Consider the following 25,967-nt stretch of genomic DNA (forward strand, 5'->3'; position numbering starts at 1 on the left):
TTAAGACCGTTTTGCGAGAAGGAGATAGTTAACGCCCATGTCTTTTGAGCGATTCCAGCTGTCGTTTAATGGGTTATAAGTAATCCCTATCTCATCAATGACAGTCAGAGCGTTTTTTGATAAGAAGTTTTTAAGTTCTAGAGGTTTTAGGAATTTTTTATAATCATGTGTTCCTTTAGGAAGCCAACGTAGAATATATTCAGCGCCTACAATAGCAAGCCCCCATGATTTCCACGTGCGGTTGAGTGTTGAGACAAACATTAACCCTTGTGGTTTCAACATTTTTGCTGTAGCTGCTATGAAGAGATTAACATCAGCGACATGTTCAACAACTTCCATATTAAGGATGATATCAAATTTTTCTCCTTCATTGGCAAGAGCTTCTGCTGTCATCGTGCGGTAATCAATGGAAAGATCATTTTGAGCTGCATGGGTTTTTGCGACTTCAATATTTGTTTGTGCAGCATCAACGCCTACGACCATAGCGCCAAGACGTGCCATTGGTTCACATAACAAGCCTCCTCCACAGCCAATATCAAGAATTTTCAAATTATCAAAGGGCGTAAATGAACAAGGGTCACGATTAAACTCTAAACAGATTTTTTCTCTGATGTAAGCAAGGCGCGTTGGGTTAAATTGGTGAAGAGGTCGAAATTTTCCTTGTGGATTCCACCATTCTGTAGCAATACGTGAAAAATGATCAATTTCACTTTGATCAATAGTTGTTTGTGTTTCATCTATCATGTTGCCTGCCTTTTATTTTTAATGATCAAGTCCAGTCGATTTTATACAAAGTCAAGAGAAATTAATATAATCATAATGAAACTTGCACAAATGATAGATATTCGCTATGTCGAGAAAATGGTTAGTTGATACAGCATCTAATTCTCATTACCGTTTGAGATAAAAGATGTAAAGGTAAGAGTGTTATTAATGGCGCGCATTGTCATGAAATTCGGTGGAACATCTGTAGCAAATATTGAATGTATTCATAATGTTGCACGGCATGTCAAAAGAGAGATTGATGCAGGCAATGAGGTTGCAGTTGTCGTATCAGCGATGGCTGGTAAAACCAATGAGCTTGTTCAGTGGACGTGTGATGCTTCCTCCAAGCATAGAGATGCTCGTGAATATGATGTTGTGGTTGCTTCTGGTGAACAGGTTACTTCAGGTTTGTTGGCTTTGACACTTCAAGAAATGGGTGTGAATGCACGTTCATGGCTTGGTTGGCAAATTCCTATTCATACAGACAATGCGCATGGACGTGCACGTATTACTGATATTGATGGATCTTTTTTAATCGAGTGTTTTCAGGAAGGTCAGGTTGCCGTTATTGCTGGTTTTCAAGGGTTAGCTCCAGATAACCGGATTTCTACCTTAGGGCGTGGGGGATCAGATACAAGTGCTGTTGCTATAGCCGCGGCTGTACAAGCTGATCGCTGTGATATTTATACGGATGTAGATGGTGTTTATACAACGGATCCACGTATAGAACCGAAAGCGCGTCGTTTACCAAAAGTAGCTTTTGAAGAAATGCTGGAAATGGCTTCTCTTGGTGCAAAGGTTTTACAGGTTCGTTCTGTTGAATTGGCAATGGTTCATAAGGTTCGTACCTTTGTGCGTTCAAGTTTTGAGGATCCTGATGCGTTAGGTATGGAGGATCCAATGAGTTCTTCTGGAACACTTATTTGCGATGAGGATGAAATCGTGGAACAACAAAATGTTACTGGTATTGCTTTTGCTAAGGATGAAGCGCAAATTTCCCTTCGTCGGCTTGCCGATCGTCCAGGGATTTCGGCAGCAATTTTTGGTCCCTTGGCTGAAGAGCGCATTAATGTTGATATGATTGTGCAAAATATTTCTGAAGATGGCTCAAAAACTGATATGACTTTTACTGTACCATCATCAGATGTAGAAAAAGCCGTTGCACTTCTTGAGAAGAATCGCAAAGAAATTGGATTTGATGTTCTCCAATTTGAAAGTGATCTTGCCAAGGTATCTGTGATTGGTATTGGAATGCGTAGCCATGCAGGTGTTGCCGCTACAGCATTTAAGGCTTTGGCTGAAAAGGGTATTAACATTCAAGCAATTACGACCTCAGAAATTAAAATTTCTATTTTGATTGATAGTGCTTACACTGAACTTGCGGTTAGAACATTACATGCTGTTTATGCACTTGATAAGGGATGAGCATTTTTTAGTTTTAACAAAGTTTCAATAACATAAAGCTTTAATATATATTAATAATTTTTGTTAAGGATAATTTATATTTTTAACTTAAATAGAATATTTAATACAGCAAAACTCTCTTATTTTAAATTTGTTCATGATGAATTTAAAAATGATTACTTATACATGACAAGAGAAAGATGTTTGGGTAAAAACTGTTTAAGAAGGGATATAAAATATGCCGTCTATAAACGTTTAGAGCCTATAGAGAGTGATGGAGAAGTCTTTACAATAAGCTTATAGAATAAGGAACAATGCACTGCGTTTATTCAAAGGATGCATGTGCATGAGGGACAGCCTCGTGCATACAGATTTGATATTATAAATCTTAGAGAAATTTGAGCTCATTGGATTAGTGATGTAATTACCAAAAATAGAATCGAAGATGTATTTTCTAGAGATATTTAACTTGACTCAAATGGTTGTTTATGGCTTTATATATACCTTGTAAATTTAGTTTTTCCGTATTATGAGGCAATAAAAAATATATCTCTGTAGACAATATTTGTGTTACGCTATAAGTTATAAAATTACTATATCTTATGCGTTTACGGCTTATAGCTCTTCAGAAGCATTTTTCATAAAATCATGTAACGATAGATCAAAATTAAATGATAATGTCATAGCGTGTTGCTTGCATGATTTCATTACTTAAATTTTTTCTCATGTCTATTTATCTTTTTTTCAATTATGATTAAGATTTTCAGAGTTTTCGGTACCTCCATATTGTTCTTTAGGTTAACTTTCTTCCCTTGACTACTCTATTAAAAGTATTTTCTTTGTCATCCTGCCAATCACGCATGAAATACATTATTTCTTTTGTGCTGTATATTGTGCTAGTTTCTTATCATGTTTACATATTTTTCAAATGGTTGTTTTTGTAAGTAAAACTCTTCTTGTAAGAAATATAGCCATTTTTATTATTCTAATTTTGTTAAATATTTTTTCCCACAATTTGTTTTTATTATATGAATGCGAAACGTATTCTCTTGTTTTGTAATTGCTTTTTAATAGCATAATGCATTCGAATGAGGATATCCATTTGAGGTGAATATAAGATATGTTATCAAAGTGCAATAATTAATACACTTATTCCCAATAATGCTATTTTTATAAATATTATTTTCTATAGTCTTTTGTATTTTTTTTAGTTTGTGCTTGTCTGGTATCTTTTATTACTCAATTTTTTCTACATATCTCAGTTTTTCAGTATTCTGCAGGTAGAGTGACTCCTTCAACTTGTTTCTTTTGTGCATCTTTGTACGCTTTACCACTGGGAATATTTACGATTCTATATTTTATGTATCTAGGCAGAATAATTGGTTCTTCTATCAATCTTCCACTATATTATTTCAAATATCTTGACTATTAACTTAATATTAGCTGCGATAATAGCAAGCATCTTGAGTACTACAAACTTTAAATTGTAAATATTCTATAGCATTTCATTATATACTTCATCACTAAGGATAAGATAATACGCTTGAGTAACCAGTACATAGAGGTAGTTTAAAATTTCTCTGCCATTATTGGCTGTATTAAATTGCCTACTATTAATTTGTTTCTTTAACAATTCAGAATTATGCGAAATGAAAAAATTATCTTGAGTAGTATAGTCTATAGTTTTTAGATGGTTTACGATTTTTTTAGTTGTAAAGATCTTTTTTGATATACGTATGTCTTTGATTTTACAACTTTTGTTATCTGTACCTGTGTAGTATTATGTTCACAAGAAGCAACAAATATTCCTCTGGAGATTACAGCTGGTAGAATAAGGTTTTTAAATATGAGGTGGCTTACTAAATTTTCTTTATAATTTATTTTTATATAATGCGTGTTAATTTTACTTGATTAATATATAAAGATTTTAGTTGAAATATTATTTTACTCTTATTGTATTTAATTTAGCGTTGTATAATTCGAAAGTCTCGGAAATATTGTTTTTTTAATTATCTGTAAAGAGTATTTTATGGTATCAAGAAATATAAAGCTAGCTCTGTAAACAAAAAGAAAATGAATATCAAATAAGGGCGGGAAAAGGGGAGAGCAACGATATATATGCTCTATTTTTCCACTGATCATATGTTTTAGAATAGTCTAAATGACTATGGTTTTCTTTTTTCCCGCGAGTTAATTACGTAAACTAGAGTGCTCTCTATGGAAGCATGCTTCAAGTTTAATTCTTTCATGGGGGGAGAGACAAGCGATGTGTCTATGATAAAAAACGATGATATTTTTCCTCTCCATTGTCAATCTAGTGGTGATTTTATAACGTTGTTATTCCAAATAAATCTTTTGTTTCTTGTTACCTATATCAATATCTAATGTCAGCGCAGATGCATGTTTGACGATATATTGAGATGGATAAGGGGACTACGAGCAACTCCTGTTTTTGTATGCCAGATAGGGACAAGGATGTTGCGTATAACTTGTTGGAGGAATCTCTGAAATGGAGATAAAACCTAATTGGGGAGAATATGAAGCCATAAAAGTGAAAACCAGCTTCCATTTTACAACTTCCTTTTAATTCTGCTTTACAACGTTCAAAGGCATTGACAGCAATATCTTTTAAATAATGGATATTACATATTGATTCACGTTTTTGTTTATCGCGTTATTTAAATCGTATATGCCTTTCACGTAAAACAAAACGCTATTTATTACCAATTTACGCGCTTGTTTTAAAGAAATATTTCTCCCCAAACCCATTACAGCGCCTGTGGATGGCGTAACGTAAAATTTATTGGGAACCATCTCCTTTACTGAAATCAGAGGTGTCAGTTGGTCGTCATCATTTTATTTTTAGTTTTCGTGTTGAACAGCTCTTGTGTTGACATGATGAAGCATTCTTATTTCTTTCTTCGAATAATTTTACTCCATACTCCTCCTCGGTTTGTGACGTGTAAGCGAATAGTCTTGATTGATTGATCATGTACAGATTTGAAATGAGAAAATCTTACGATATTGGGACTCCATTCAAGATTTATAATGATAAATCAAATATTTTTGCAAAAAAATAATGAGCCTTTTAAGAAGATGAAAATTAAAGTTTTTTAGAATACCGGCAATAAAATCAGTAACGAGGAAGGTGGTTTATTGGGAAAAAATAAGCCATGGAATTACTTAACTGATTACGGAATTTTGCTTATTCTTATCTGTTTCGTATAATTAAAGATAAGATATTGATTTATAATAATTAAATTTTTCTTTATAGTGAATAACTTCCCGACGAAAGGCAGCTTCTCTGAAACCACGAAGCCTTTTATATTGAAACAATTAAAATCATTCTTGTGTATATCACGATTGGAGTTAGTGTATGAATAAAAGATTATTGAAGAAAGGAATAAAAATATTTCTTATGAATCTTCTTAAGTATCAAAGGTGTTGCGACATTAGAGACTAGTAAATAGTATGATGATATTAGTTTTCTCCTTCATAAGTGTAAAGATGAGGTGAGACAACGGATTTCACATTAAATATTGTCCGAATCCAACAAATGAGCAAAATCACTTTTTAAGAGTTTTGCATAAAAATGTATTTTCAGTTAGTTTGTTAGGAACTATGAGAAATTCCTTTATTGCGCTTAATATAAATAAATCCATATCCCAGACCAATAAGAGCAGATAAACCAGAGCCACAAAGGACGCCAATTTTTGCAGCATCAAGCAGAATAATATCTTTAAAAGCGAGCATTGAAACAAAGATAGACATTGTAAAGCCAATTCCTGCTAAAAAACCAATGAGTAAAACACCTGTCCATGTCATATGAGGGGGTAGGCGGCATAGCCCTGATTTTACGGCTATATAACTGGCTGTGATAATACCAAGAGGCTTACCAACGAAAAGACCAATGACAACACCCAAAACAATCAAGAATGATTTGTCAGAAGAAAGATCAAAGTTTGCAAAACTTACTCCTGCATTTGCGAAGGCAAAGACCGGCATGATACCGTATGCAACCCATGGATGCAACGCTTTTTGAACGCGTGTTACTGGAGCAATCATGGCCCGTTGTCCTTTGCGCATTTTTTTCAATGCGGTTGAAATATGATGCAGATCTGTTTTTGTATTTTTTTCTTGAAGAATTTGCATAGCGTTACTGAGCATGGTGAGTGGCGCCACAAGAGTACGGGTAGGAAGAACGGGAGTCATCATTCCTAAGATTACACCAGCAAGTGATGGGTGAACACCTGTTACCATTAAACCCCACCAGATGATTGCACCGGGTAAAATGTAAAGCCATGCTGATGCAAGTCCGATCCACTGAAAAAATAGCACCAAAGCAATACCTGCTCCTGCAATCATTAAACCGCTAGGATCAATGTTTGTTGAGTAGAAAAAAGCAATAATAAGAACAGCGATAATATCATCAATAATCGCTAATGATAGAAGAATAATATGAAGATTAGAAGGAATTTTTTTTCCAAGAAGAGCAAGAATACCTAGAGCAAAGGCAATATCTGTTGCTGTTGGCACAGCCCAACCGCGTATATGCCCCTCGTTAAAGTTGAAGATAAAGTAAATAATTGCGGGAACACAAACGCCTCCTATTGCGGCAACAATTGGTAAGATTGCTTGTCTAAAATCGGCAAGAGCACCTTCATGAATTTCGCGTCGAATTTCCATTCCTGCGACGAGAAAGAAAATAGTCATAAGAGCATCATTAACCCAGAAATGTAAATCCCATGAAAGAGTGAAATGACCCAAATTAAAGCCAAGAGGTGTATGCCAAAAAGATTCATAGAAAGCAGCATATTTAGAATTGGCAAAAATAAGTGCAGAAGCAGCAGCTAATAAAAGAACAATACCACTAAGAGCTTCAATATGGAGAAAACGCTCGATAGCAGAAAGCGCTTGATTGGTGACACGAGAAGCGCGATTAGGCAGGCGATTTGAAGATAAATCAGACATGAACAACTCCAAGCATCGACATTTTAGATTCTATATTCTCTGTGTAAATGACTCCGTATGGTACCTTCTGTATCATATAAAAGCAAAAAGAGGAATAAAGTTCTTAATTTATAGACAAGATCATCATATTTAAAGCACAAAATGTTTAAGGTGATGCTTCATTTTTTATAGTGAGATGTACTTTGCTTAAAGCCTTAGATAGATCATTTTGTAGAGCAGATTCGAGATCAACCATTGTGAGCCCCTTATTATCTTTTGCTTTAATTTTAACAATTAATGTTTGTGGATTTTTAGCAAATTCCCCTAAGGATTTTGAAATTTTTTCTGCTTCGTCATGATTTTTTAGCAGCATTTTTGGGGTCTGCGTCATCATTAGATAGAAATCGTCATAGAGTTCTTTTTTAAGATCATGTTGGCTGTCATTAAGATTTTGCGCAAGATAAGAAAAAAGCTTATCAATAAAACCGGCATCCCTATATTGCACATCAATTTCATTGATGCCAAAGTCTTTAGAAGCAGCAATCATTACATTTTTCTGACCAGAAAAAAGCTTTTCATCAACATCAATAACTTTAGCCGATATGTTCCCAGATCCAACGTCTTTCATATTAAAAGACATTGCATCAAGAAGGAGCATACGTTTTTTTTCATCGTAAGAAATATCAATTTTTCCTGAAATGTCAAAGCGCTCAAAGTTCAGATTTTTGAAGAACTCTAAGTCTTTTTCATTCATTTTTTTAGGTAAAACAGAAAGGTTATTGAGAGAAAGAAAAAGCTTTTTGGGGATAGGTTGTTTCCACAAGGTTGGTTTAAATTGGAGTGATTCGAGTGTTGCTTTCAACTGCGGTATATCAACGGTGATATTATCAATTTTGGCATCCGCTGAGGTAATGGCGAGCAGTATGTTTAGAAGAAGACCATTTTGTGCTATTTTTTCAGCGATTTTATTATTCTCTTTTCTTGCATTAAGATAAGCTTTGATCAATTTTTCAGGAGTTTGTTCAAGCGGCTTCATTTTTAAACCAGATGTTTTAAACTGTCCGAGGAAGAAAGAACTGCTTTTTTCCGTTTCTTCAAAAACATCGATACTTACATTATTCAGAGAAATGGGACCAGTAACGGTTTTGCCTTTGTTGAGAGCGTTGTTTTTTCCAAAAATGATAGAATAGGCATAGTTGATGTCGATATCATGGGCTTTTATTTTATCACTTTTAGCCATAAGCTGTATCTGTTTGGCACCATTTACTGCAACTGTTTTAAGATCTATATTTTTAATACTAACTGAACGGATATGGCCATTTTTAAAATCAGAAAGCTGGAAATTCTTGACTTCAACCGTTTCTATTCGGTTATTTTTATTTTCTATAGAAAGTTGTATATTGGGAGCAATAATTGAAGAAAGCTCAATACGCATCATTGATTGTAAAAGCCGTGATGTTATCGTTCTATCTTTTTCTTTTAAGGATACACTCCGAAGAGAAATTTGGGGAATTGTCACATGAATATTATTATGCTTTAAATCAACATTATAAAATGTAAAAGTTCCGGGAATAAAGGAAAGAGGAGGACGGGCAGAAATGGCACCAATTCTAAGTGATGTACCAGTTGGAACGGGTAATGTCACATTCTTCAAATTGACTCTACCTAGAATGCTTACTTCAGATGTTCGGGCTTTTATACCACGACGGGCTATTTCTTGTTTTACAAAACTGTCAAGATAGGGTTTTGCGATATAAAATCCACCAACAATTATAATTGCTAAGATAGCAACAAATCCAATGATGCAAGTGAGCCAATATCTGAGGTTATTTTGATACCCACTATTAAGATTGACCATTCTTTCTTCTTTCATTTTTATCACTCTTTGAATTGAGAGTGAAGATAAATTCTTTTAAGCAACGACAAAGGTTTAAATATAGCGTGTACCAGTTTCAACAATTATCTACTCTCTATATTAGAGTTATTCTCATCTTTTTTGCAATATAGCTTTATCAACTTTTATCAATTTTCTTTGGGTTTAGGTCTTTATAGAAAAGAACGCATAATAAGGAGAGGTAACTTTATGCGCATCATAATTTTTTGTCACTTTAAAACTATCCTAAAATATTCCGATGTCTGTTTTTATCTTGCTGCTGTTTATAGGAATATTTAAAACATAAAAAATATGTTTTTGTGCATTATAATTTAATGGGGAGAGGTGAGTGTTATGACAGAAAATCAAATAATGGCTTTTTCGATCATTGGTCTCATGATGGTTGTTTTTATTTGGGATCGATTTCGTTATGATCTTGTTGCTATTTGTACGTTATTAATAGCTTGTGCTCTTGGTCTTGTCAGTCCGAAGGAAGCTTTTAGCGGTTTTAGTAATGATATTGTTATTATCGTGGGGAGTGTGTTTGTTGTTAGTACGGCCGTATCGCGCTCTGGTATAATGGAATTTATTATTCAACGGATATGGCCAGACGTGAAATCTGTGCGTTTTCAATTAGCTTTTTTAGTTCTTTCTGTTGTCGTATTATCAATGTTTGTTAAAAACATTGGTGCTTTGGCTATTATGCTTCCGATAGCTTTTCAGTTTGCACGTCGTTCTCAGGTTTCTCCTTCTGTCTTTTTGATGCCCATGGCCTTTGGTTCTTTGTTGGGGGGGCTTATGACACAGATAGGAACATCTCCTAATGTTGTTATTTCAGCGATGCAAGAACGTTTAGCAGGAACACCTTTTACTATGTTTGATTTTACACCAGTTGGTGCGGTTATTGCGGCGGCTGGTGTTGTATATTTAGTCTTTTTTTATTGGCTTTTGCCTGTACGTGTGCGTTCAGGTGTATCATTTGATGATGCCATTGATATTCGTAATTATGTTGCAGAAGTGCGTATTCCAATAAATTCACCGATTATAGGGAAAAATATTGTTGATTTGGTTAAGCCATCAAGTGGTGACGTTATGGTAATTCAAATCATCAGAAACAAAGTATCTATTTCACCGTTACCAGATTTTGTTTTATCTGAAAATGATATTATTTTGCTGGAAGGGTCGCATACAGGGTTAGATAGCGTGATGAACTCTGCTCGTTTAGAGTTTTCTAAGGGGCGAACTATTGCTGCAGGTGATAAGGATAGTGACATCGATATTATTGAAGCAGTCATCACCCATAATTCACCTCTTATTGGTATTAGTGCGAAAGAGTTTTCCCTATTTGATCACTATAATGTAAATTTGCTTGCATTAAGTCGTCAACATGAAAGGGTGCGGGGAAGACTTGATGATATTATTTTCCATCTTGGCGATGTGATTGTTTTGCAAGGACAGGATGCAGTTATTCCAAATTTATTAAGAGAATTGAAATGCCTGCCCCTAGCAAAACGAAATATTGTGTTTGGAAATTTACGACATGGTTTCATCTCTTTAGCTGTTTTATTTATAGCAATTATTTTTACAGCTTTTCATATTGTTCCCGTTGCGTTTGCTTTTTTTTCTGCTGCTGCTGCAATGGTTATCTTTCGCGTTTTGCCCGCGCGTGATCTGTATCAGGCATTAGATGGCCAAATATTAGTACTATTAGCGGCTCTTATTCCAGTGAGTGAAGCGTTAGAAAAAACAGGATGTACGGATCTCATTGGTCAATGGCTGAGCCAATTGGCAATATTTTTCCCACCATCTGGTGCCTTAGCACTTATGTTGGTGACAGCTATGTTGGTCACGCCATTTTTGAATAATGCAGCAACAGTGATGATGGTAGCACCAATTGCGTCAAGTTTTGCTCATTCCCTACATTATAAGCCTGAAGCTTTTTTGATGGCTGTTGCAATTGGTGCGGGCTGTGAGTTTCTTACACCTATTGGACATCAAAGTAATATGCTCGTGATGGCACCAGGAGGATATCGTTTTAGTGATTATCCACGTTTGGGTGCTCCATTGGCGGTGTTGATCGTTATTATTGCTGTCCCAATGCTTATGTGGGTCTGGCCCTTACAATAGGATATTTTTAGAAACTTTAAGGATCAATTACAAAAGGTTGTTAATCGTATAAAGATAAGTTGAAGGGATACATTTTGTATAAAAAGCTTTAACTGAAGATTTGAAATTATACCACACTTTAATTATGGCACTTCGGTATTTTTGATAAAGATAAGATTTATCTATTTGGTTTTAGTAGGTATTCGTGGAAATTTATTTTTTGTTCAAGTTTTTAAAAGAATTGTCTTTTCTACTATAATTCTATAATCCAATATTATCAACGATTGCGTTGAAGACTCTAAAAGATTATCTCCCTATATAATGGGGAGAAAGTCCGTTTGAGATGATAGGCAATCATGATAAATATTAAAACAGTGAATTTTTTATAAGACTCAAGACAATATATAAAAGCTATATAAAAGCTGTAATGTGAACAAACAGGGCCTTTATATCATTTTCGATTAAGACTGTTACAAAAATCCGATTGATTTGGCTACATGTTGATTTAAAATAAATAAACGAGCAATTTAAAGATTTTTAGTTAATTAGGACTACCATCTTTGTGCATTTATGCGTAAAAGCACAGGTAAAGTAACTTTTTTCAAGGTATGAATATATGTCGTATGATAGTTTTATTGCTGAAGTGAATGCAGAATTTCGTCAGGAAAAGGCGCTTGCTTTTTGGAGACGGTATGGTTTTTCAATTATTGGAGCAGCTATTCTTTTTATACTCATGATAGTTGCTTATCAAATTTACCATCATCAGCAAATAAAGAAAGCCGGTTATATTGGTGATGCATTTGTAAAAAGTCTTGATTTTGCGGATACACGTCATTTTGATAAAGCGATAAAGCAATTAGAAACTGTTAAAACCTCTCATTTTGGAGGGTATCCTTTTCTTGCTCGTTTACGTGAGGCTTCTTTACTCATGGAGAAGGGTGACATTATTAAGTCAGTGGAGATTTTTGATTCTGTTGCAGCGGATGAGAAAGCACCAGAGGTTTTGCAGAAAGTTGCAAAAATTCGGGCGGCTTATATCCTAGTTGATACAGGGACATTAGCTGATGTTGAAAAGCGTATCAAAGATATGACAAGTGATACCGATCCTATGCGTATGTCTGCAAGAGAGGCTTTAGGTTTAGCTGCTTATAAGGCGGATAAAATGGATGAGGCGGTTTATTATTTTAAGAAAATTTCTGAAAAAGGTGCTTCGGGTTCAAAAATAACAGATCGGGCTCGAATAATGCTTGAGCTGATACAAGCTGAGGGCAAGGCAAATAAGGAATAAATCGATGAGCCTTACCATTGCTATCGTTGGTCGTCCCAATGTTGGGAAGTCAACACTATTTAATCGTTTGGTTGGGCAAAAATTGGCTTTGGTTGATGATAAGCCTGGTGTAACACGTGATCGACGTATTCATGCGGCAAAACTTCAAGATCTACGTTTTGATGTGATTGATACGGCTGGGCTGGAAGAAGCAGGTGATCATACACTTGAGGGGCGTATGCGTTCTCATACAAAAGCTGCAATTGATGAAGCGGATCTTATTTTATTTGTATTTGATGCAAAGAGCGGGATAACACCAAGTGATTTAAATTTTGCTTCATTGGTTCGCAAATCAGGAAAGCCAATTGTGCTTATTGCTAATAAGTCTGAGTCAAGAGCGGCAACAGGAGGAGAGTATGAGGCGTGGTCATTAGGTTTGGGGGAGCCGTGCCTAATATCGGCTGAACATGGTTTGGGACTTAGTGATCTGCGTGATGCAATTATAGATGCTGTGGGGTCAGAGCGTGCTTTTGGCAACAACAAAGAAGAAGATATTACGATACAGCCTGCATCTGTTGGTGATGATGTAAACGATTTGGAAGAAGAGGAGCTTATTTACGATGAAAGTAAGCCCATTAGGATTGCAATTGCAGGGCGTCCCAATACAGGAAAATCCACTCTTATCAATAGCATGTTGAAACAAGAGCGCTTGTTAACAGGACCAGAAGCAGGACTTACACGTGATTCTATTTCTGTAGATTGGGAATGGCGTGGTCGTCATATTAAACTTTTTGATACTGCAGGTTTACGTCGAAAATCGAAAATTCAAGAAAAATTAGAAAAACTATCTGTTGCAGATACTTTGCGTGCTATTCGTTTTGCAGAAGTGGTGGTCATTGTTTTTGATGCAACGATACCTTTTGAAAAGCAAGATTTACAAATTGCTGATCTCGTGATTCGTGAAGGGCGTGTTCCAGTTATTGCTTTCAATAAGTGGGACCTTATTGAAAATAGTCAGACCACATTGATTGATTTGCATGAAAAATGTGCGCGATTTCTTCCTCAAGTTCGTGGTTTGAGAGCTGTTCCTTTATCAGGACAATATGGTCAAGGGATTGATAAGCTGATGGAAAATGTCATGATGATGCACCGTGTATGGAATCGTCGCATTTCGACGGCTAAATTGAACCAATGGCTTGGAACTGTTGTTGCACATCATCCACCTCCTGCGGTTTCTGGGCGTCGACTTAAGGTTAAATACATCACACAGGTTAAGACACGTCCTCCTGGATTTATGATTTCTTGCTCGCGCCCCCAAAGTATGCCACAGTCGTATTTGCGCTATCTTGTCAATGGGTTACGTGAAAAATTTGATATGTCTGGTATACCGGTTCGCATATCATTACGAGCCTCTGATAATCCTTTTGCGACACGTCCCAAAAAGAAATGATAACTCTTTAATTTTTTAAATGAATGAAATTTATACTTAAGAATATTAAAAATAAGTTTTTCAATGGTCTTTCTTTTCATAAAAGAAGAAATTTTTATTTGCTAAAGTTTTAATTTTATCGATAATTGTTTACCATGAAGTGCTATTAAATAGAGTTCTCTCATCTTGATAAAGATCATTTATTTGCATGTTATGAGAAGAGTTTAATAGGGAGTATTTAAGAAAGAGTACATCATCCTCTCAATGGGTTATTTAAATGCAAGAATAGATGCAAATATGAGGGTAGGGGAATATAATTATGATGCTCGTTTGAAAAGAAGCATTAAATTATCGTTTCATAAAAACAAAGGTTATGAATAAGCGCTTTTGCTTACAATAGTTTTTTTAAATAAAAAGCAAAAATATTTCCTGAATCTACTGATATTCAATTGTAAAGGGCAAAATTCAAAAAAGTGGATTAAAATTGTATAAAGTGGTATGGTGATCTTATTTAAATTTTATTGTGTTCTATTGGCTTGATCTATTTGAAATTTTAGATTTATTAATATCTCGTATTTACAGAAACCTCTCTTAATACCCTCAAGCTCATTATGTGATGGGTTCTGTGATGGCATATGTAAAATACTTTGCGAATAGGGTCATATAAAAACCATTGATTATTATCATTTTCATAAAATAAAAAGTGCAAGTTTATTTGAATAAAAGGAGCAAACCAACGCTCTCATACTGTTTTTTAGTTTTTTATGTTCTCTTTCAAAGCGAGGATTGATATAATATTGGGAGCCGGAAAATAAGATGGTATCAGTTTACACCTTTTGTTAAGCGTAAAAATGGCTGTTCTATGAGTTTTATATCATTCACGGGAACTTTTCGTTATATATTCACGGGTGCTGTCGTGAAATCGGTTTAGGTGCTCAGAATATCTTTTTAAGAAAGATGTAAATTAAAAAATACGTTATTTATACAATAAAATTTATACGATAATTTGTGATAGATTTCTTTTAGTATCTTGACGAATAAATTCGGGAACAATATGATGCACACGGTTTTATGAAATGCATTCTTACTTTGCTTTTTAATTAAGGAGCCAATGATGGCGATGGGCGAGAAACCCGTTATAAGCCGTAAGGAGGCTGAAGAGGAAAAGCAAGGAGAGTGTCTTCATTCAGAGGATTTGGAATGTCGTAGTAGGAACTTAAGCGTAGCTTTAGTGCGCAAGCAGGCGTTAAAGAAGCGGGAGCATGAGAATAAGCGAGAAAAATCACAAGGAGGGATGGCAAATGCAATTAAGCTTTCCAGTGAATTTCTGGCGAGTGTTATAGTTGGTGTTATTTTAGGGTTAGGGTTTGATAAGTTAGCAGGTTCGTATCCTTGGGGATTGGTATTTTTTCTCTTCTTTGGATTTGCTGCTGGTGTAGTGAGTATTCTTCGGTCTGTAGGGTATGTTTCCTCCAGTCAATTAGGAAAAAAAGGCGTATTGCGCCAAGATAAACAAGATAAAGGGGCCAATAAGAGGTCCGATAAATGAGGTTGAAGTGACAGCGCACGCTCCAGATCCTATTCATCAGTTTGAGGTTTCAAGGCTGATTAAGATTTCCATAGGAAATATGGATTTATCGTTTACAAATGTATCATTGTTTACAGTCCTCACGGTTGTTGTAACTTCTATTTTTCTCTTCATTTCATCATCAAGTCGTGGATTGGTTCCAACGCGGATGCAGTCTCTTTCGGAAATGGCATATGAGTTTGTAGCATCGACTCTGCGGGAATCATCTGGTGTACAGGGAATGCAGTTTTTTCCTTTAGTTTTTTCTCTGTTTACTTTTATTTTGGTTGCTAACTTTATTGGTCTTTTTCCTTATTTTTATACGGTTACATCGCAGATCATGATCACGTTTTCGTTAGCAATGGTGGTAATTTTGACGGTGATTGGTTATGGCTTTTATAAGCATGGGGTCAGTTTTTTGAAACTTTTTGTTCCCAGTGGAGTTCCTGTTGTGGTTTTGCCTCTGGTGACAATGATTGAGGTTATTTCTTTTCTCTCCCGTCCAATTAGTCTTTCTCTTCGTCTTTTTGCGAATATGCTTGCTGGTCATATTACGCTCAAAGTGTTTTCTGGGTTTGTTGTTTCAATGATTGGGGTAGGACTCGTAGGTGTGGGTGGTTCGGTTTTACCGCTTATTATGACTGTAGCGATTACTGCTCTTGAGTTTTTGGTCGCATTTCTTCAGGCTTACGTCTTTACGGTTTTAACTTGTATGTATCTTAATGATGCAATTCATCCAGGACATTAATAGAACTGGCGGTTTTCCGTCGAATAATGCAATTTCGCTTTAAAGGAGAATAACATGGAAATGGTGCTTGCAGCAAAATATATTGGCGCTGGTCTTGCTTGCTTTGGTATGGCTGGAACAGCTTTAGGACTTGGTAATATTTTTGGTAGCTATCTTTCTGGTGCATTACGAAATCCATCAGCAGCAGATAGTCAGTTTGGACGTCTTGTCTTTGGTTTTGCTGTAACAGAAGCTTTGGGAATTTTTTCACTGCTCATTGCTTTACTACTTCTTTTTGGGGTTTAATCATCATCAAAAGGGTATATCATGTTCTTGCATGAGGAAAGATTTACCCTTTTAGCTCTTAACCAGAGAGATGTCAGTCAGTTATCATCGGTTATAGAGGGCTTTAATAAGCTATTTAAAGGATGAAAGAAGATGTTTGTTTCAAGCGCTTATGCACAGAACACTGAAACGTCGATAGAACATATTAAAAAGGTGGCAGAACATGCAAATCGCGTGTTTCCGCCTTTTGATTTTGTACATTTTGGTTCGCATTTTTTCTGGTTGGCGATTTCTTTCGGACTTTTTTATCTTTTTATCTCTCGTGTAATTGTACCACGTATTGGTGGTGTTATTGAAACGCGGCGAGATCGAATCGCATCTGATTTAGATCAGGCAATGCGCATGAAGCAGGAAGCAGACATTGTTGTTGAAACTTATGAGCGGAAATTAGCAGAAGCGCGTTTGAAAGCGCATGCTATAGCGCAGGTAGCTAGTGAAGAATTAAAAGAAAAAGCAGAGCTTGAACGGAAAGAAATTGAAGAGAGTTTAGAAAAAAAACTCGCAGATGCTGAAAAACAGATAGCAAAAATTCGGGATAAAGCGATGCAAAATGTTGGTTCTATCGCTGAAGAAGTGGCTCTTGAAATTGTGAAAAAATTGATTGACGTTGATATTAGCAAAGAGGCTGTTCGTTCAGTTGTTAAAACTGCGGATTATTGAGGAAGACAAAAATGACTGATACTTTTTGGGCATTTGTTGGGTTAGTTCTTTTTTTAGCTCTTTTAGTCTATTTCCAAATTCCACAGAGGGTTATGCACCATCTTGATGCGCGCGCGAAGCGCATCAAAGATGAGCTGGATGAGGCTCTGCGTCTTCGTGAAGAGGCACAGGAAATATTGGCTGAATATCAACGCAAACATGCAGAAGCAGAAAAAGATGCGCAAGAAATTATTGCAGCAGCAAAACATGAAGTTGAATCTGTTATTGCTGAGGCTCGTACAAAAGCAGAAGAATATGTAAAAAACCGCAATAAATTGGCAGAGCAAAAAATTGCTCAAGCAGAAGCGGATGCGATACGCATGGTTTCTTCATCGGCTATTGATTTGGCAATTTCTACAGCACGTATCCTTATTGCAAAGGAATTAGATTCTAACAAGGCAGACGAACTTATTAAAGAGTCTCTTGAGAAAGAATCATTTATCAAAATGAAAACATATCTTAATTAATGATATTTGAGAGATAAAAAATGTCCTCTTTGATTGCATAATTTTCTCAAGATTCATTAATAAAAGTCATAAAAAAAGAAAAGTTTATCTTCATTATTTTTATCAATTAATAGGACATTTTGATTCTAAATGACAAGTTTTGAAAAGTCTGCAACCGATTGTGTAATAATGTGAATACGTTTGAGAAGAGCAAGACGGTTAGCACGAACATCAGGTTTTTTATCATTCACCAATACCTTTTCGAAAAATATATCAATCAATTTTCCAAGTGGCACTAGCACACTGAGTGCAAATGATAAATTTGTCGCATTGATGGGAGCAAGAACCTGTTTTTCTACTTCACATATTGCATGATAGAGCTGCTTTTCTTCTTTCTCGACAAAGAGCTCAGGATTAATTTCATTCGCTATTGTTGTGCTTTTTTGAAATTCATTTTCAAGAATATTGGCAGTACGTTTTACAGAGGCTACAAAGTTCATTCCATCATGGGTATTGATAAAAGCGATAAGCGATTCGACACGACGTGCAACCAATAAAAAATCATCAGAATCCTTATTTAAAACGGCTTCAAGGGCATCGTAACGAGCACCTTCCTCTTTTAGATAGATTTTCAAACGGTCATGAAAAAAGAATAACAGGTCTGATAAAATATATTCTGTTTTTTCTGGAAGCAGATTCAGCAATTGTGAATTTTCTTTTTGAGAGATTTCATATTTATTTTTTTGTTGTAAGAAAAGATCCATTGCTAACTGAAACAGTGGCATAAGATTGATTTTCCAATCTCGCGAAAGTACAAGCCTAATAACTCCCAGTGCTGCTCGTCTTAACGCATAGGGATCTTTTGAGCCCGTTGGTTTTTCATTAATGAGCCAAAAGCCAACGAGCATGTCAATTTTGTCGGCGAGCATAACGGTTATAGCAAGCGGTTCTTGTGGAAGACGATCTGTTGGTCCTTGAGGTTTATAATGGTCCTTGATTGCTACAGCTACGCGAGGATCTTCCCCTTGAAGAAGGGCATATTTTTGCCCCATAACTCCTTGTAGTTCAGGAAATTCTCCGACAATTTCTGTTTGCAAATCAGCTTTTGCAAGGATTGCTGCACGTTTTGCTAAAAGAGGATCTGTTTGTATCAAAGGTGCAATTTCTTGTGCGAGTGTAGCAATGCGTTCTACTCTTGCACCTTGCGTACCTAATTTAGCATGAAAAGTTACATTTAAATGATCAAGTCGCGCCATTCTTTGATCGAGAGGTTTTTTTATATCAAGATCAAATTTTTTTATAGAAGATTCCAATTGTTGAATATCAGGCAAATCACGCTGATCGGTTTGCCAAAAATAAAGTGCATCAGAAAGACGGGCACGGACAACTTTACTATTTCCTTTTGAAATTTCTTTGCCTTCATCATTTGAAAGAATATTAGAAACGAGAATAAAATGATGAGAAAGTTTTACTTTTTCTCCTTGTTTACGGGTAACAAAACATTTTTGATTGGTTCGAATGGTCAAGCGAATAATTTCTGGAGGAATATCAAGGAATGATTGGTCAAAATCACCCATCAGGATAACAGGCCATTCAACAAGACCAGCAACTTCTTCTAGGAGGGGATTGTCTTGAACCAGTTCTAACCCATTGGCAAAGCAGAGGTTTTGGGCATCAGCTAAAATAATATTCTTTCGTCTCTCGGCATCCAGAATGACTTTATGGGTTTCAAGTTGAGTAACATAATCATCAAAGCGGCGCACTTGAAATGGCTTTCCATCACTTAAGAAACGATGACCATAAGTTAAATTATTGCTTTTAAGAGAACCAATTGTAAAGGGAATAACATGTGTTTCACCAATTTCTGGTCCGAAGACGCAAAGAATGTTTTGTAAAGGTCGAATCCATTTCAGAGCACCACTTTGTGCTGAATCTTTTCCCCAACGCATAGATTTCGGCCACGGAAAGTTGCGGATAATATTCGGTAAAATATCGGCAATAATTTCTTCTGCAGCTCGACCTTTTTTAACAATTTTAGCAATATAAAAATGACCTTTTTTATCATCATGTCCAATATGTGCTTCAGAAATATCGTTTAATCCTGTTGCACGTAGAAAACCATCAATTACATGCTGTGGTGATTTTATACTAGGACCTCTTCGTTCTTCATGGATATCTTTTGAGCGTATGGAAAGTCCGCGTATGTCCAATGTTAGCCGACGAGGTGTCCAATATTCACGAGCAGCTTCATAGATCAATCCAGCATTCACAAGTTGATTTGTAACAGATTTTTTGAGATCAGCAGCAGCTTTTCGTTGCATATGTGCGGGGATTTCTTCACTGAAAAGTTCGAGAAGAAGATCAGACATTAGGCTTCTCCAGTATATATTTGTCCAGCTTCTGTGAGTAAGAAGGCTTCCCCACAACGGCGCGCGAGATCACGAACGCGAAGAATGTAATTTTGTCGTTCGGTTACAGAAATAACGCCACGTGCTTGCAAAAGATTAAAGATATGGCTCGCTTTAATACATTGATCATAGGCAGGAAAAACACAGCGATGTAATATATTTTCTTTATTTGGTTTTCCAGCATCAAGAAGTGCGCTGCATTCGCGTTCTGCATCGATAAAGTGCTGATGTAGCAGTTTTGTATCAGCAAATTCGAAGTTGTAGTATGAGTATTCCTGTTCTGCCTGAAAAAAAATATCTCTATAACTTATTTTGTTTTCTGCCTCCAAACCATTAAAGTTAAGGTCATAGACGTTATCAACCCCTTGGATATACATCGCTAGACGCTCAAGACCGTATGTGAGTTCCCCTGAAACTGGAGCGCATTCAATGCCACAAACTTGTTGAAAATAAGTAAATTGAGAGACTTCCATCCCATCGCACCAGCATTCCCATCCAAGCCCCCAAGCACCAAGGGTAGGACTTTCCCAATCATCTTCAACAAAGCGAATATCATGCAGTTTTGTATCAAGTCCGATAGCTTGTAGCGACTTTATATAAAGTTCTTGTAGATTGAGCGGAGAGGGTTTGAGAAGCACTTGGAATTGATAATAGTGTTGTAAACGATTTGGATTCTTACCATATCGGCCATCTGTTGGACGTCGAGAGGGTTGGACATAAGCAACTTGCCAAGGATGTGGACCTAGAGAGCGTAATGTTGTCGCGGGATGAAAAGTCCCAGCTCCGACTTCCATATCGTAAGGTTGCAAAATTGCACATCCGTAGTGTGCCCAATAATTTTGCAAAGTTAAGATTAGTCCCTGAAAAGAACGTTTGGGGTTAAGATATTCAGGCAGTTTCACGCTTTATACTCTTTATATTGGACTAAACAAAAAACAAAAGTAATTTTAGTTTCTCTGTTTATTATTTCATGTGGTTTATGGTTAAGCATTGTTTATTGCAAACCAAATTTCAACTTTTCTTGAATTTGTTCAGAATTTTCTGGTTTTCCGTCAATTGCGTGGTTCCATTGAAAGATTGCTTCACGTTTACGTCCAACTTTCCAATAGGCATCACCTAAATGATCATTCAGTGTTGGGTCCTCAGGTTGTAATCTGACAGCATTTTCTAATATTTGCACTGCTTTATTATATTCTTTTAGTTTATAATAAGCCCACCCTAAAGAATCGAGGATATGACTGTTGTGAGCTTGCAAAGCAGAAGCTTTTTGCAGCATACGGAGCGATTCTTCAAGCTTCTCACCACGTTCTACAAGGGAATAGGCTAAATAATTCAGAACTTGCGGTTGGTTTGGAAAAAATTCAAGCGATTTTCTCAAGTCAATTTCTGCTTTTGGCCATTGCTTTAAACGTTCAAAAGCAATACCACGTTGATAAAAGAGTTTCCAATCGTCCTGCTGAAAGTTTTTTATTTGGGCAATAGCGTAGTCTAGAGTCTTAATGGCCTCAAGAAATTTATTGTCCTGCATATAAAAAGCAACGAGCGTTATCAAAATATTACGATCATTGGGAAATTTTTCATTTAACAATGTGAGTAATTTTATTGCTTCTTTGTAATTGTTGTTATTGGCAAGAAGGAATGCAAGATGAAGTTGTCCATCTTTATAATAAGGAGATTTAGGGGATAAAGCGCGATAAAGTTTAATTGCTTGATGAGGATCACTCAATTTAGCAGAAATGTGTGCGAGCTGAAACAGTGTTGCGTCATTTTGAGGGTATAAGGCGAAAGATAATTGCTTAAAAATACGTGCAATTCGCCCTGAGTTTTTGTGGTTGAGGGCTGTTCCAAAATTATATAATACCTCAGCTGCTCCTTGTTGAGGTGTTTTAATAATTCTCTCTAAGAAAGAATTTTTTTCAATTTTTTCTCGAAAGTTTTTAAGGACTTCTCGACCTGACAACATTTGTTCGCCATGTTGGATTGTTTGAAGAGCTTGGTTACGCATATTATGGCGCAATTGGAATGAGGCATAGGCTATGATAATACGTTCATAGGTATTAGGAGCGATAAGAGTCCCTTGTTTGTTACTAAGTGCTTTAATGAAATATTTTTTTGCATCCTTTGGCTGGTCTGCAAGATCGCTCATAAGTGCTAGATGATAAGATATAAAAAGGTCATACCAGACAGGACCTTTGAGTTTCTTAAGATCAGCGATTGCCTGAGATTTTTGTCCAGATCCAAATGTAATCCAAGCACCGATGAGTTCAGGTATTGGATTATTGGATTTCGGAGGTTCTTTTGATTGCAGAAGAAAATTGGCATTCTTATAGTCTTTTTTGATGAGACTGTCTACTGACAAGGTTAAGGAAACAAAGGGAGTTATAACATCTTGCTCTTTGAGTTTTTGGGCTTGTTGGACAGCTTCTTTAAAGTTTCCGACCGAGAGCATAGCTTCAAGGAGCTCTTTTTGTGTTTCAATGTTATCAGGTTGATAAACGAGTGCTTGTTTAAAGTAATTGATAGCAAGTTCTGTTTTATTTTCATGATTTGCAACCATTCCAGCTAAATAAGCACCTGTAAATGAGTTTGTATGAATTGCGGTGCTAGTTTTACTGTAGGTGGGGAATGGCATCAGCATGATACCCACGATAAAGAGGGTCAAAAGTCGGGATACCGTTGCAAAGCACATGGAGCTAATCCTTTTCAAGATAATCAATCGATGGTGTTGTTTATAGATCATATCTCATTACTTTATTGAGAAATACTGCGATTCTTGCAAAGAATTCAGCTTACGCGCGTAATACAAAATTCAACAGTCTCAACGAGAGCATTGTAAGCAAGATTTTCGTTCATGGGAACAAGAGAATCAATTGCATGTTTTCCGTAGATGCGTGCTTGTTCTATTGTATCTGTGATACTATCATACTTTTCTATTAAGTGTTGCGCGTATGCGAAGGCTTCATTATTGTTATTGCCATCTTCAAGTGCTTGTTTCCAGAATTTTTTTTCTACTATATCTCCACGTTCATATGCGATAATAACAGGCATTGTTATTTTTCCTTCTCTAAAATCATCCCCTGTATTTTTTCCTAAGTTTTGAGCACTACCGCTATAGTCAAGTGCATCATCAATCAATTGGAAAGCTAAACCTAAAGATGCTCCATATTCACGTAATGAAGAACGCTCTTTATGTCCATACCCAGCAACAATCGGTCCTACTTCAGCGGCTGCTGAAAAAAGTGCGGCTGTTTTGGCATTGATGATTTTGAGATAGTCTGAAGGGCTGGTTTTGATATTTTTTGCAGCAGAAAGTTGCATAACTTCTCCTTCAGCAATAATTGCAGCAGCGCTTGCTAGGACAGAGAGCGCTTCTATGGAACCAACATCGACCATCATTTTAAAAGCCTGACCCAACAGGAAATCACCAACAAGTACACTTGCTTGATTTCCCCAAATCATCCGTGCCGTGGATTTTCCACGTCGCAAATTACTTTCATCAATTACATCATCGTGTAGTAATGTTGCTGTATGCATAAATTCAACAGCTGTTGCAAGTTTTATATGCCCGTCACTTTGATAACCGAACATATGAGCAGAAGCGAGCGTAATCATTGGGCGTAATCGCTTTCCACCTGATGAAATAAGATGGTTAGAAATTTCAGGGATCATCTCAACCTCTGATTTTGCCATAGAGAGAATAAATTGATTTACGCGATCCATATCTTTTTGAGTAAGATTGACAAGAGATTGAAGAGAAATTTGATTATTTCTTATTTGTTCTGGTTTGATAGCTGCGCTCAATGTGTTTACTCCTAGAGTATTGCAATGGACATATATAAAATTTACTTTATTTACTAGCATAAAGGGGGTTTGGTTTTGACTCAAGCTTTTGATGGCGCTTTGAAGTGTAAGCTTGGAATGTTATTGGCAAGAAATGTTCTTTAGCGAGTGTAATCTTGTTGTTATGAAATAATAAAAAAAATTAAAATAGCAGCTGAATGGCAAAAATGCAGTTTATAAAGGTGAACATTAGGCTTTTAAATGGATAAAATAACGAATCAGAGTGGTGAAACAATTGACAGTTTTCACCGCGGGAAGTTTTATTTGGTGCAACCCCATAAATATGGTCATCGTTCTGGAATAGATGCGATGTTATTAGCTAGTTTGGTTCCAAGTAATTTAAAGGGCAAGGTTGTTGATTTAGGTGCAGGTGCTGGAGCTGCAGGGTTGGCTGTTGCTTCGCGTTGTCTGAAAGTTCATGTTACCTTAGTTGAACGTTCAGCTTTTATGGTATCTTACGCTCAAAAAACGCTTATGCTAAAACAAAATAAACAATTTGCTAGCCGAGTTTGTTTGCTAGAAGCAGATGTTACCTTCAAAGGGAACGCCCGTATAAAAGCAGGTTTGATAGATAATAGCTTTGATTTTGCGATTATGAATCCACCTTTTAATAATCCTACTGATCGCAAGACACCTGATAAACAAAAATCTGAAGCACATGTTATGTCTGAAGCGATGTTTGATAACTGGTTGCGGAGTGCAGCAGCCATTGTTAAGCCAGGTGGATACTTAGGGCTCATTGCGCGTCCACAATCGCTGACAGATATCTTACGTGCTTTAGAAGGGCGTTTTGGTGGTATTTGTATAATTCCTGTGCAAGCACGTGCCAAAACAGCAGCAATTCGTCTTTTATTTTACGCAAAACGAGGAAGCAGAGCAGCTTTATCTATTTTACCGGCATTGGTTATACATGAAGGTAATGACCATACTTTTTCACCCCGAGTTGATGCAATTAATAATGGATATATAAGTTTGTGGGAACTTTTCTAATAGTATCTTGTGTTTTTTAGTTTATTATTTAAAGTCCAAACTTTGTTATTAGGGAGGCTTGACTTTGGGTGAAGTTATATTTCTGCTAGTAATGTGGGGATTGATTGGCGCTTTTGGATATTATAGCGTTCTTCCTTTTTGTTGTCCTTTCCTATTTAATTGTTCTTAATTTATAAGGAGATTTTGTTTTGATGGATGTTATTAAAAGTTTTATTCCACGCCGTTTTTCTTCCGATAAACTTGAAATTCCTGTGGTGCGCCTTCAAGGAGCAATTATGGATTCATCAGCGTCTATATCTCGTACCCTTTCCCTCAGTAGGTGTGCAAATCTTTTAGAGAAGGCTTTCGCATACAAAAAGTCACCGGCTGTTGCACTTATTATTAATTCTCCTGGTGGTTCACCTGTACAATCGCGTCTTATCTTCAAGCGCATTCGTGACTTGTCAGAAGAAAAAAATAAAAAGGTTCTTGTGTTTATTGAAGATATTGCAGCATCCGGTGGTTATATGATTGCTTGTGCGGGGGATGAAATTTTTGCAGATCCTTCTTCAATTGTTGGTTCCATTGGAGTGGTTTCAGCTTCCTTTGGTTTTCCTGAACTTTTGAAGAAAATTGGTATCGAACGGCGTGTATACACAGCAGGAAAGAACAAAGTTACATTAGATCCATTTCAGCCAGAAAAAAAGGCGGATATTGAGCATTTGAAATCTCTCCAACTTGAAGTGCATCAAACTTTTATCGATTTGGTTAAAGAACGGCGTGCTGAAAAATTATCAGATGATTCGAATCTCTTTACAGGAATGTTTTGGAGTGGAAAACAAAGCGTTGAGCTTGGTCTGGTTGATGGATTGAATGATGTAGGTTCTGTTATTAAGGAGCGCTTTGGTAATGATGCAAAACTTCGACTTATTATGCCTCCAAAAAGTTTTTTAGGACCTAAAACGCCTTCAGGAGTGACGGCACATACGGTTTATACAGTCATTGACAGTGCATTGATGGCAGCAGAAGAGCGAGCACTTTGGCAGCGTTATGGTTTGTAATGGAAAGGATCATTTAAGCCAGAGAGATTTTTATCTAAAAACAGATTCTAGAAGAAAAAAGGCTTGAAATGATGCGAGTGAGAACATGTCGTTTATTTTGTATGAGTGTTC

At 36.3% G+C, this 25,967-nt stretch carries 18 protein-coding genes; 11 read left to right on the top strand and 7 right to left on the bottom strand.

Going from position 1 to position 25,967, the window contains the following annotated elements:
* Window positions 1-744: a bifunctional 2-polyprenyl-6-hydroxyphenol methylase/3-demethylubiquinol 3-O-methyltransferase UbiG gene (gene ubiG / locus ACFINF_RS03660; protein ID WP_375619717.1), complete on the bottom strand. Its 744-nt coding sequence runs from the start codon at window positions 742-744 to the stop codon at window positions 1-3.
* Window positions 745-933: 189 nt separating this feature from the next.
* Between ubiG and ACFINF_RS03665 the strand changes: the two genes are divergently transcribed.
* Window positions 934-2,190, top strand: coding sequence for an aspartate kinase (locus ACFINF_RS03665; RefSeq protein WP_012754793.1), 1,257 nt, complete (start codon window positions 934-936; stop codon window positions 2,188-2,190).
* 3,591 nt (window positions 2,191-5,781) lie between these two features.
* On the opposite strand, the gene nhaA is transcribed toward ACFINF_RS03665, so the two are convergent.
* Both nhaA and ACFINF_RS03675 read right to left on the bottom strand, forming a co-directional pair.
* Window positions 5,782-7,140, bottom strand: a complete 1,359-nt coding sequence (nhaA, locus tag ACFINF_RS03670; protein ID WP_375619718.1) for a Na+/H+ antiporter NhaA — start codon at window positions 7,138-7,140, stop codon at window positions 5,782-5,784.
* A gap of 145 nt (window positions 7,141-7,285) precedes the next feature.
* A complete protein-coding gene (locus tag ACFINF_RS03675) occupies window positions 7,286-8,992 on the bottom strand; it encodes a hypothetical protein (RefSeq protein ID WP_375619719.1) in 1,707 nt (568 codons plus the stop codon).
* A 354-nt stretch (window positions 8,993-9,346) separates the two neighbouring features.
* On the opposite strand from ACFINF_RS03675, the gene ACFINF_RS03680 reads away from it, so the two are divergent.
* The 8 genes from ACFINF_RS03680 (at window position 9,347) to ACFINF_RS03715 (ending at window position 17,599) form a co-directional block, all read left to right on the top strand.
* The gene (locus ACFINF_RS03680) at window positions 9,347-11,119 is read left to right on the top strand and encodes an SLC13 family permease (protein ID WP_375619720.1); all 1,773 of its coding nucleotides are present in this window, start codon (window positions 9,347-9,349) and stop codon (window positions 11,117-11,119) included.
* A gap of 595 nt (window positions 11,120-11,714) precedes the next feature.
* Window positions 11,715-12,386, top strand: a complete 672-nt coding sequence (locus tag ACFINF_RS03685) for a tetratricopeptide repeat protein (protein WP_375619721.1) — start codon at window positions 11,715-11,717, stop codon at window positions 12,384-12,386.
* Between the two features lie 4 nt (window positions 12,387-12,390).
* A complete protein-coding gene (gene der / locus ACFINF_RS03690; RefSeq protein ID WP_375619722.1) occupies window positions 12,391-13,815 on the top strand; it encodes a ribosome biogenesis GTPase Der in 1,425 nt (474 codons plus the stop codon).
* A gap of 1,093 nt (window positions 13,816-14,908) precedes the next feature.
* Window positions 14,909-15,343, top strand: coding sequence for an AtpZ/AtpI family protein (locus tag ACFINF_RS03695; RefSeq protein WP_375619723.1), 435 nt, complete (start codon window positions 14,909-14,911; stop codon window positions 15,341-15,343).
* Window positions 15,344-15,350: 7 nt separating this feature from the next.
* Window positions 15,351-16,109: a F0F1 ATP synthase subunit A gene (locus tag ACFINF_RS03700; RefSeq protein ID WP_026500261.1), complete on the top strand. Its 759-nt coding sequence runs from the start codon at window positions 15,351-15,353 to the stop codon at window positions 16,107-16,109.
* A 54-nt stretch (window positions 16,110-16,163) separates the two neighbouring features.
* Complete coding sequence (locus ACFINF_RS03705) at window positions 16,164-16,394, top strand: F0F1 ATP synthase subunit C (RefSeq protein WP_005773968.1); 231 nt, start codon at window positions 16,164-16,166, stop codon at window positions 16,392-16,394.
* Window positions 16,395-16,526: 132 nt separating this feature from the next.
* Window positions 16,527-17,093 (top strand): F0F1 ATP synthase subunit B, encoded by a 567-nt coding sequence (locus ACFINF_RS03710; protein ID WP_012754801.1) that lies wholly within the window; start codon window positions 16,527-16,529, stop codon window positions 17,091-17,093.
* A gap of 11 nt (window positions 17,094-17,104) precedes the next feature.
* Entirely contained in the window at window positions 17,105-17,599 is a 495-nt protein-coding gene (locus ACFINF_RS03715) for a F0F1 ATP synthase subunit B (protein ID WP_375619724.1), read from the top strand.
* A 125-nt stretch (window positions 17,600-17,724) separates the two neighbouring features.
* On the opposite strand, the gene glyS is transcribed toward ACFINF_RS03715, so the two are convergent.
* From glyS to ACFINF_RS03735, 4 genes are all read right to left on the bottom strand, one after another.
* Complete coding sequence (gene glyS, locus ACFINF_RS03720) at window positions 17,725-19,947, bottom strand: glycine--tRNA ligase subunit beta (protein ID WP_375619725.1); 2,223 nt, start codon at window positions 19,945-19,947, stop codon at window positions 17,725-17,727.
* Window positions 19,947-20,888 carry a glycine--tRNA ligase subunit alpha gene (locus ACFINF_RS03725; RefSeq protein WP_375619726.1) on the bottom strand — a complete coding sequence of 314 codons (942 nt, stop codon included), beginning with the start codon at window positions 20,886-20,888 and terminating at the stop codon, window positions 19,947-19,949. The genes glyS and ACFINF_RS03725 overlap by 1 nt, the downstream gene beginning before the upstream one ends.
* Window positions 20,889-20,980: 92 nt before the next feature.
* Complete coding sequence (locus tag ACFINF_RS03730) at window positions 20,981-22,675, bottom strand: tetratricopeptide repeat protein (RefSeq protein ID WP_375619727.1); 1,695 nt, start codon at window positions 22,673-22,675, stop codon at window positions 20,981-20,983.
* 95 nt (window positions 22,676-22,770) lie between these two features.
* Complete coding sequence (locus tag ACFINF_RS03735; RefSeq protein ID WP_375619728.1) at window positions 22,771-23,847, bottom strand: polyprenyl synthetase family protein; 1,077 nt, start codon at window positions 23,845-23,847, stop codon at window positions 22,771-22,773.
* Between the two features lie 180 nt (window positions 23,848-24,027).
* On the opposite strand from ACFINF_RS03735, the gene ACFINF_RS03740 reads away from it, so the two are divergent.
* Entirely contained in the window at window positions 24,028-24,816 is a 789-nt protein-coding gene (locus ACFINF_RS03740; protein ID WP_375619729.1) for a tRNA1(Val) (adenine(37)-N6)-methyltransferase, read from the top strand.
* 191 nt (window positions 24,817-25,007) lie between these two features.
* Window positions 25,008-25,856 (top strand): S49 family peptidase, encoded by an 849-nt coding sequence (locus ACFINF_RS03745; protein ID WP_375619730.1) that lies wholly within the window; start codon window positions 25,008-25,010, stop codon window positions 25,854-25,856.
* Window positions 25,857-25,967: the final 111 nt, after the last annotated feature.

This window comes from Bartonella sp. TS25HLJMH (assembly GCF_042193505.1).
GTDB classification, from domain to species: Bacteria; Pseudomonadota; Alphaproteobacteria; order Rhizobiales; family Rhizobiaceae; genus Bartonella; species Bartonella grahamii.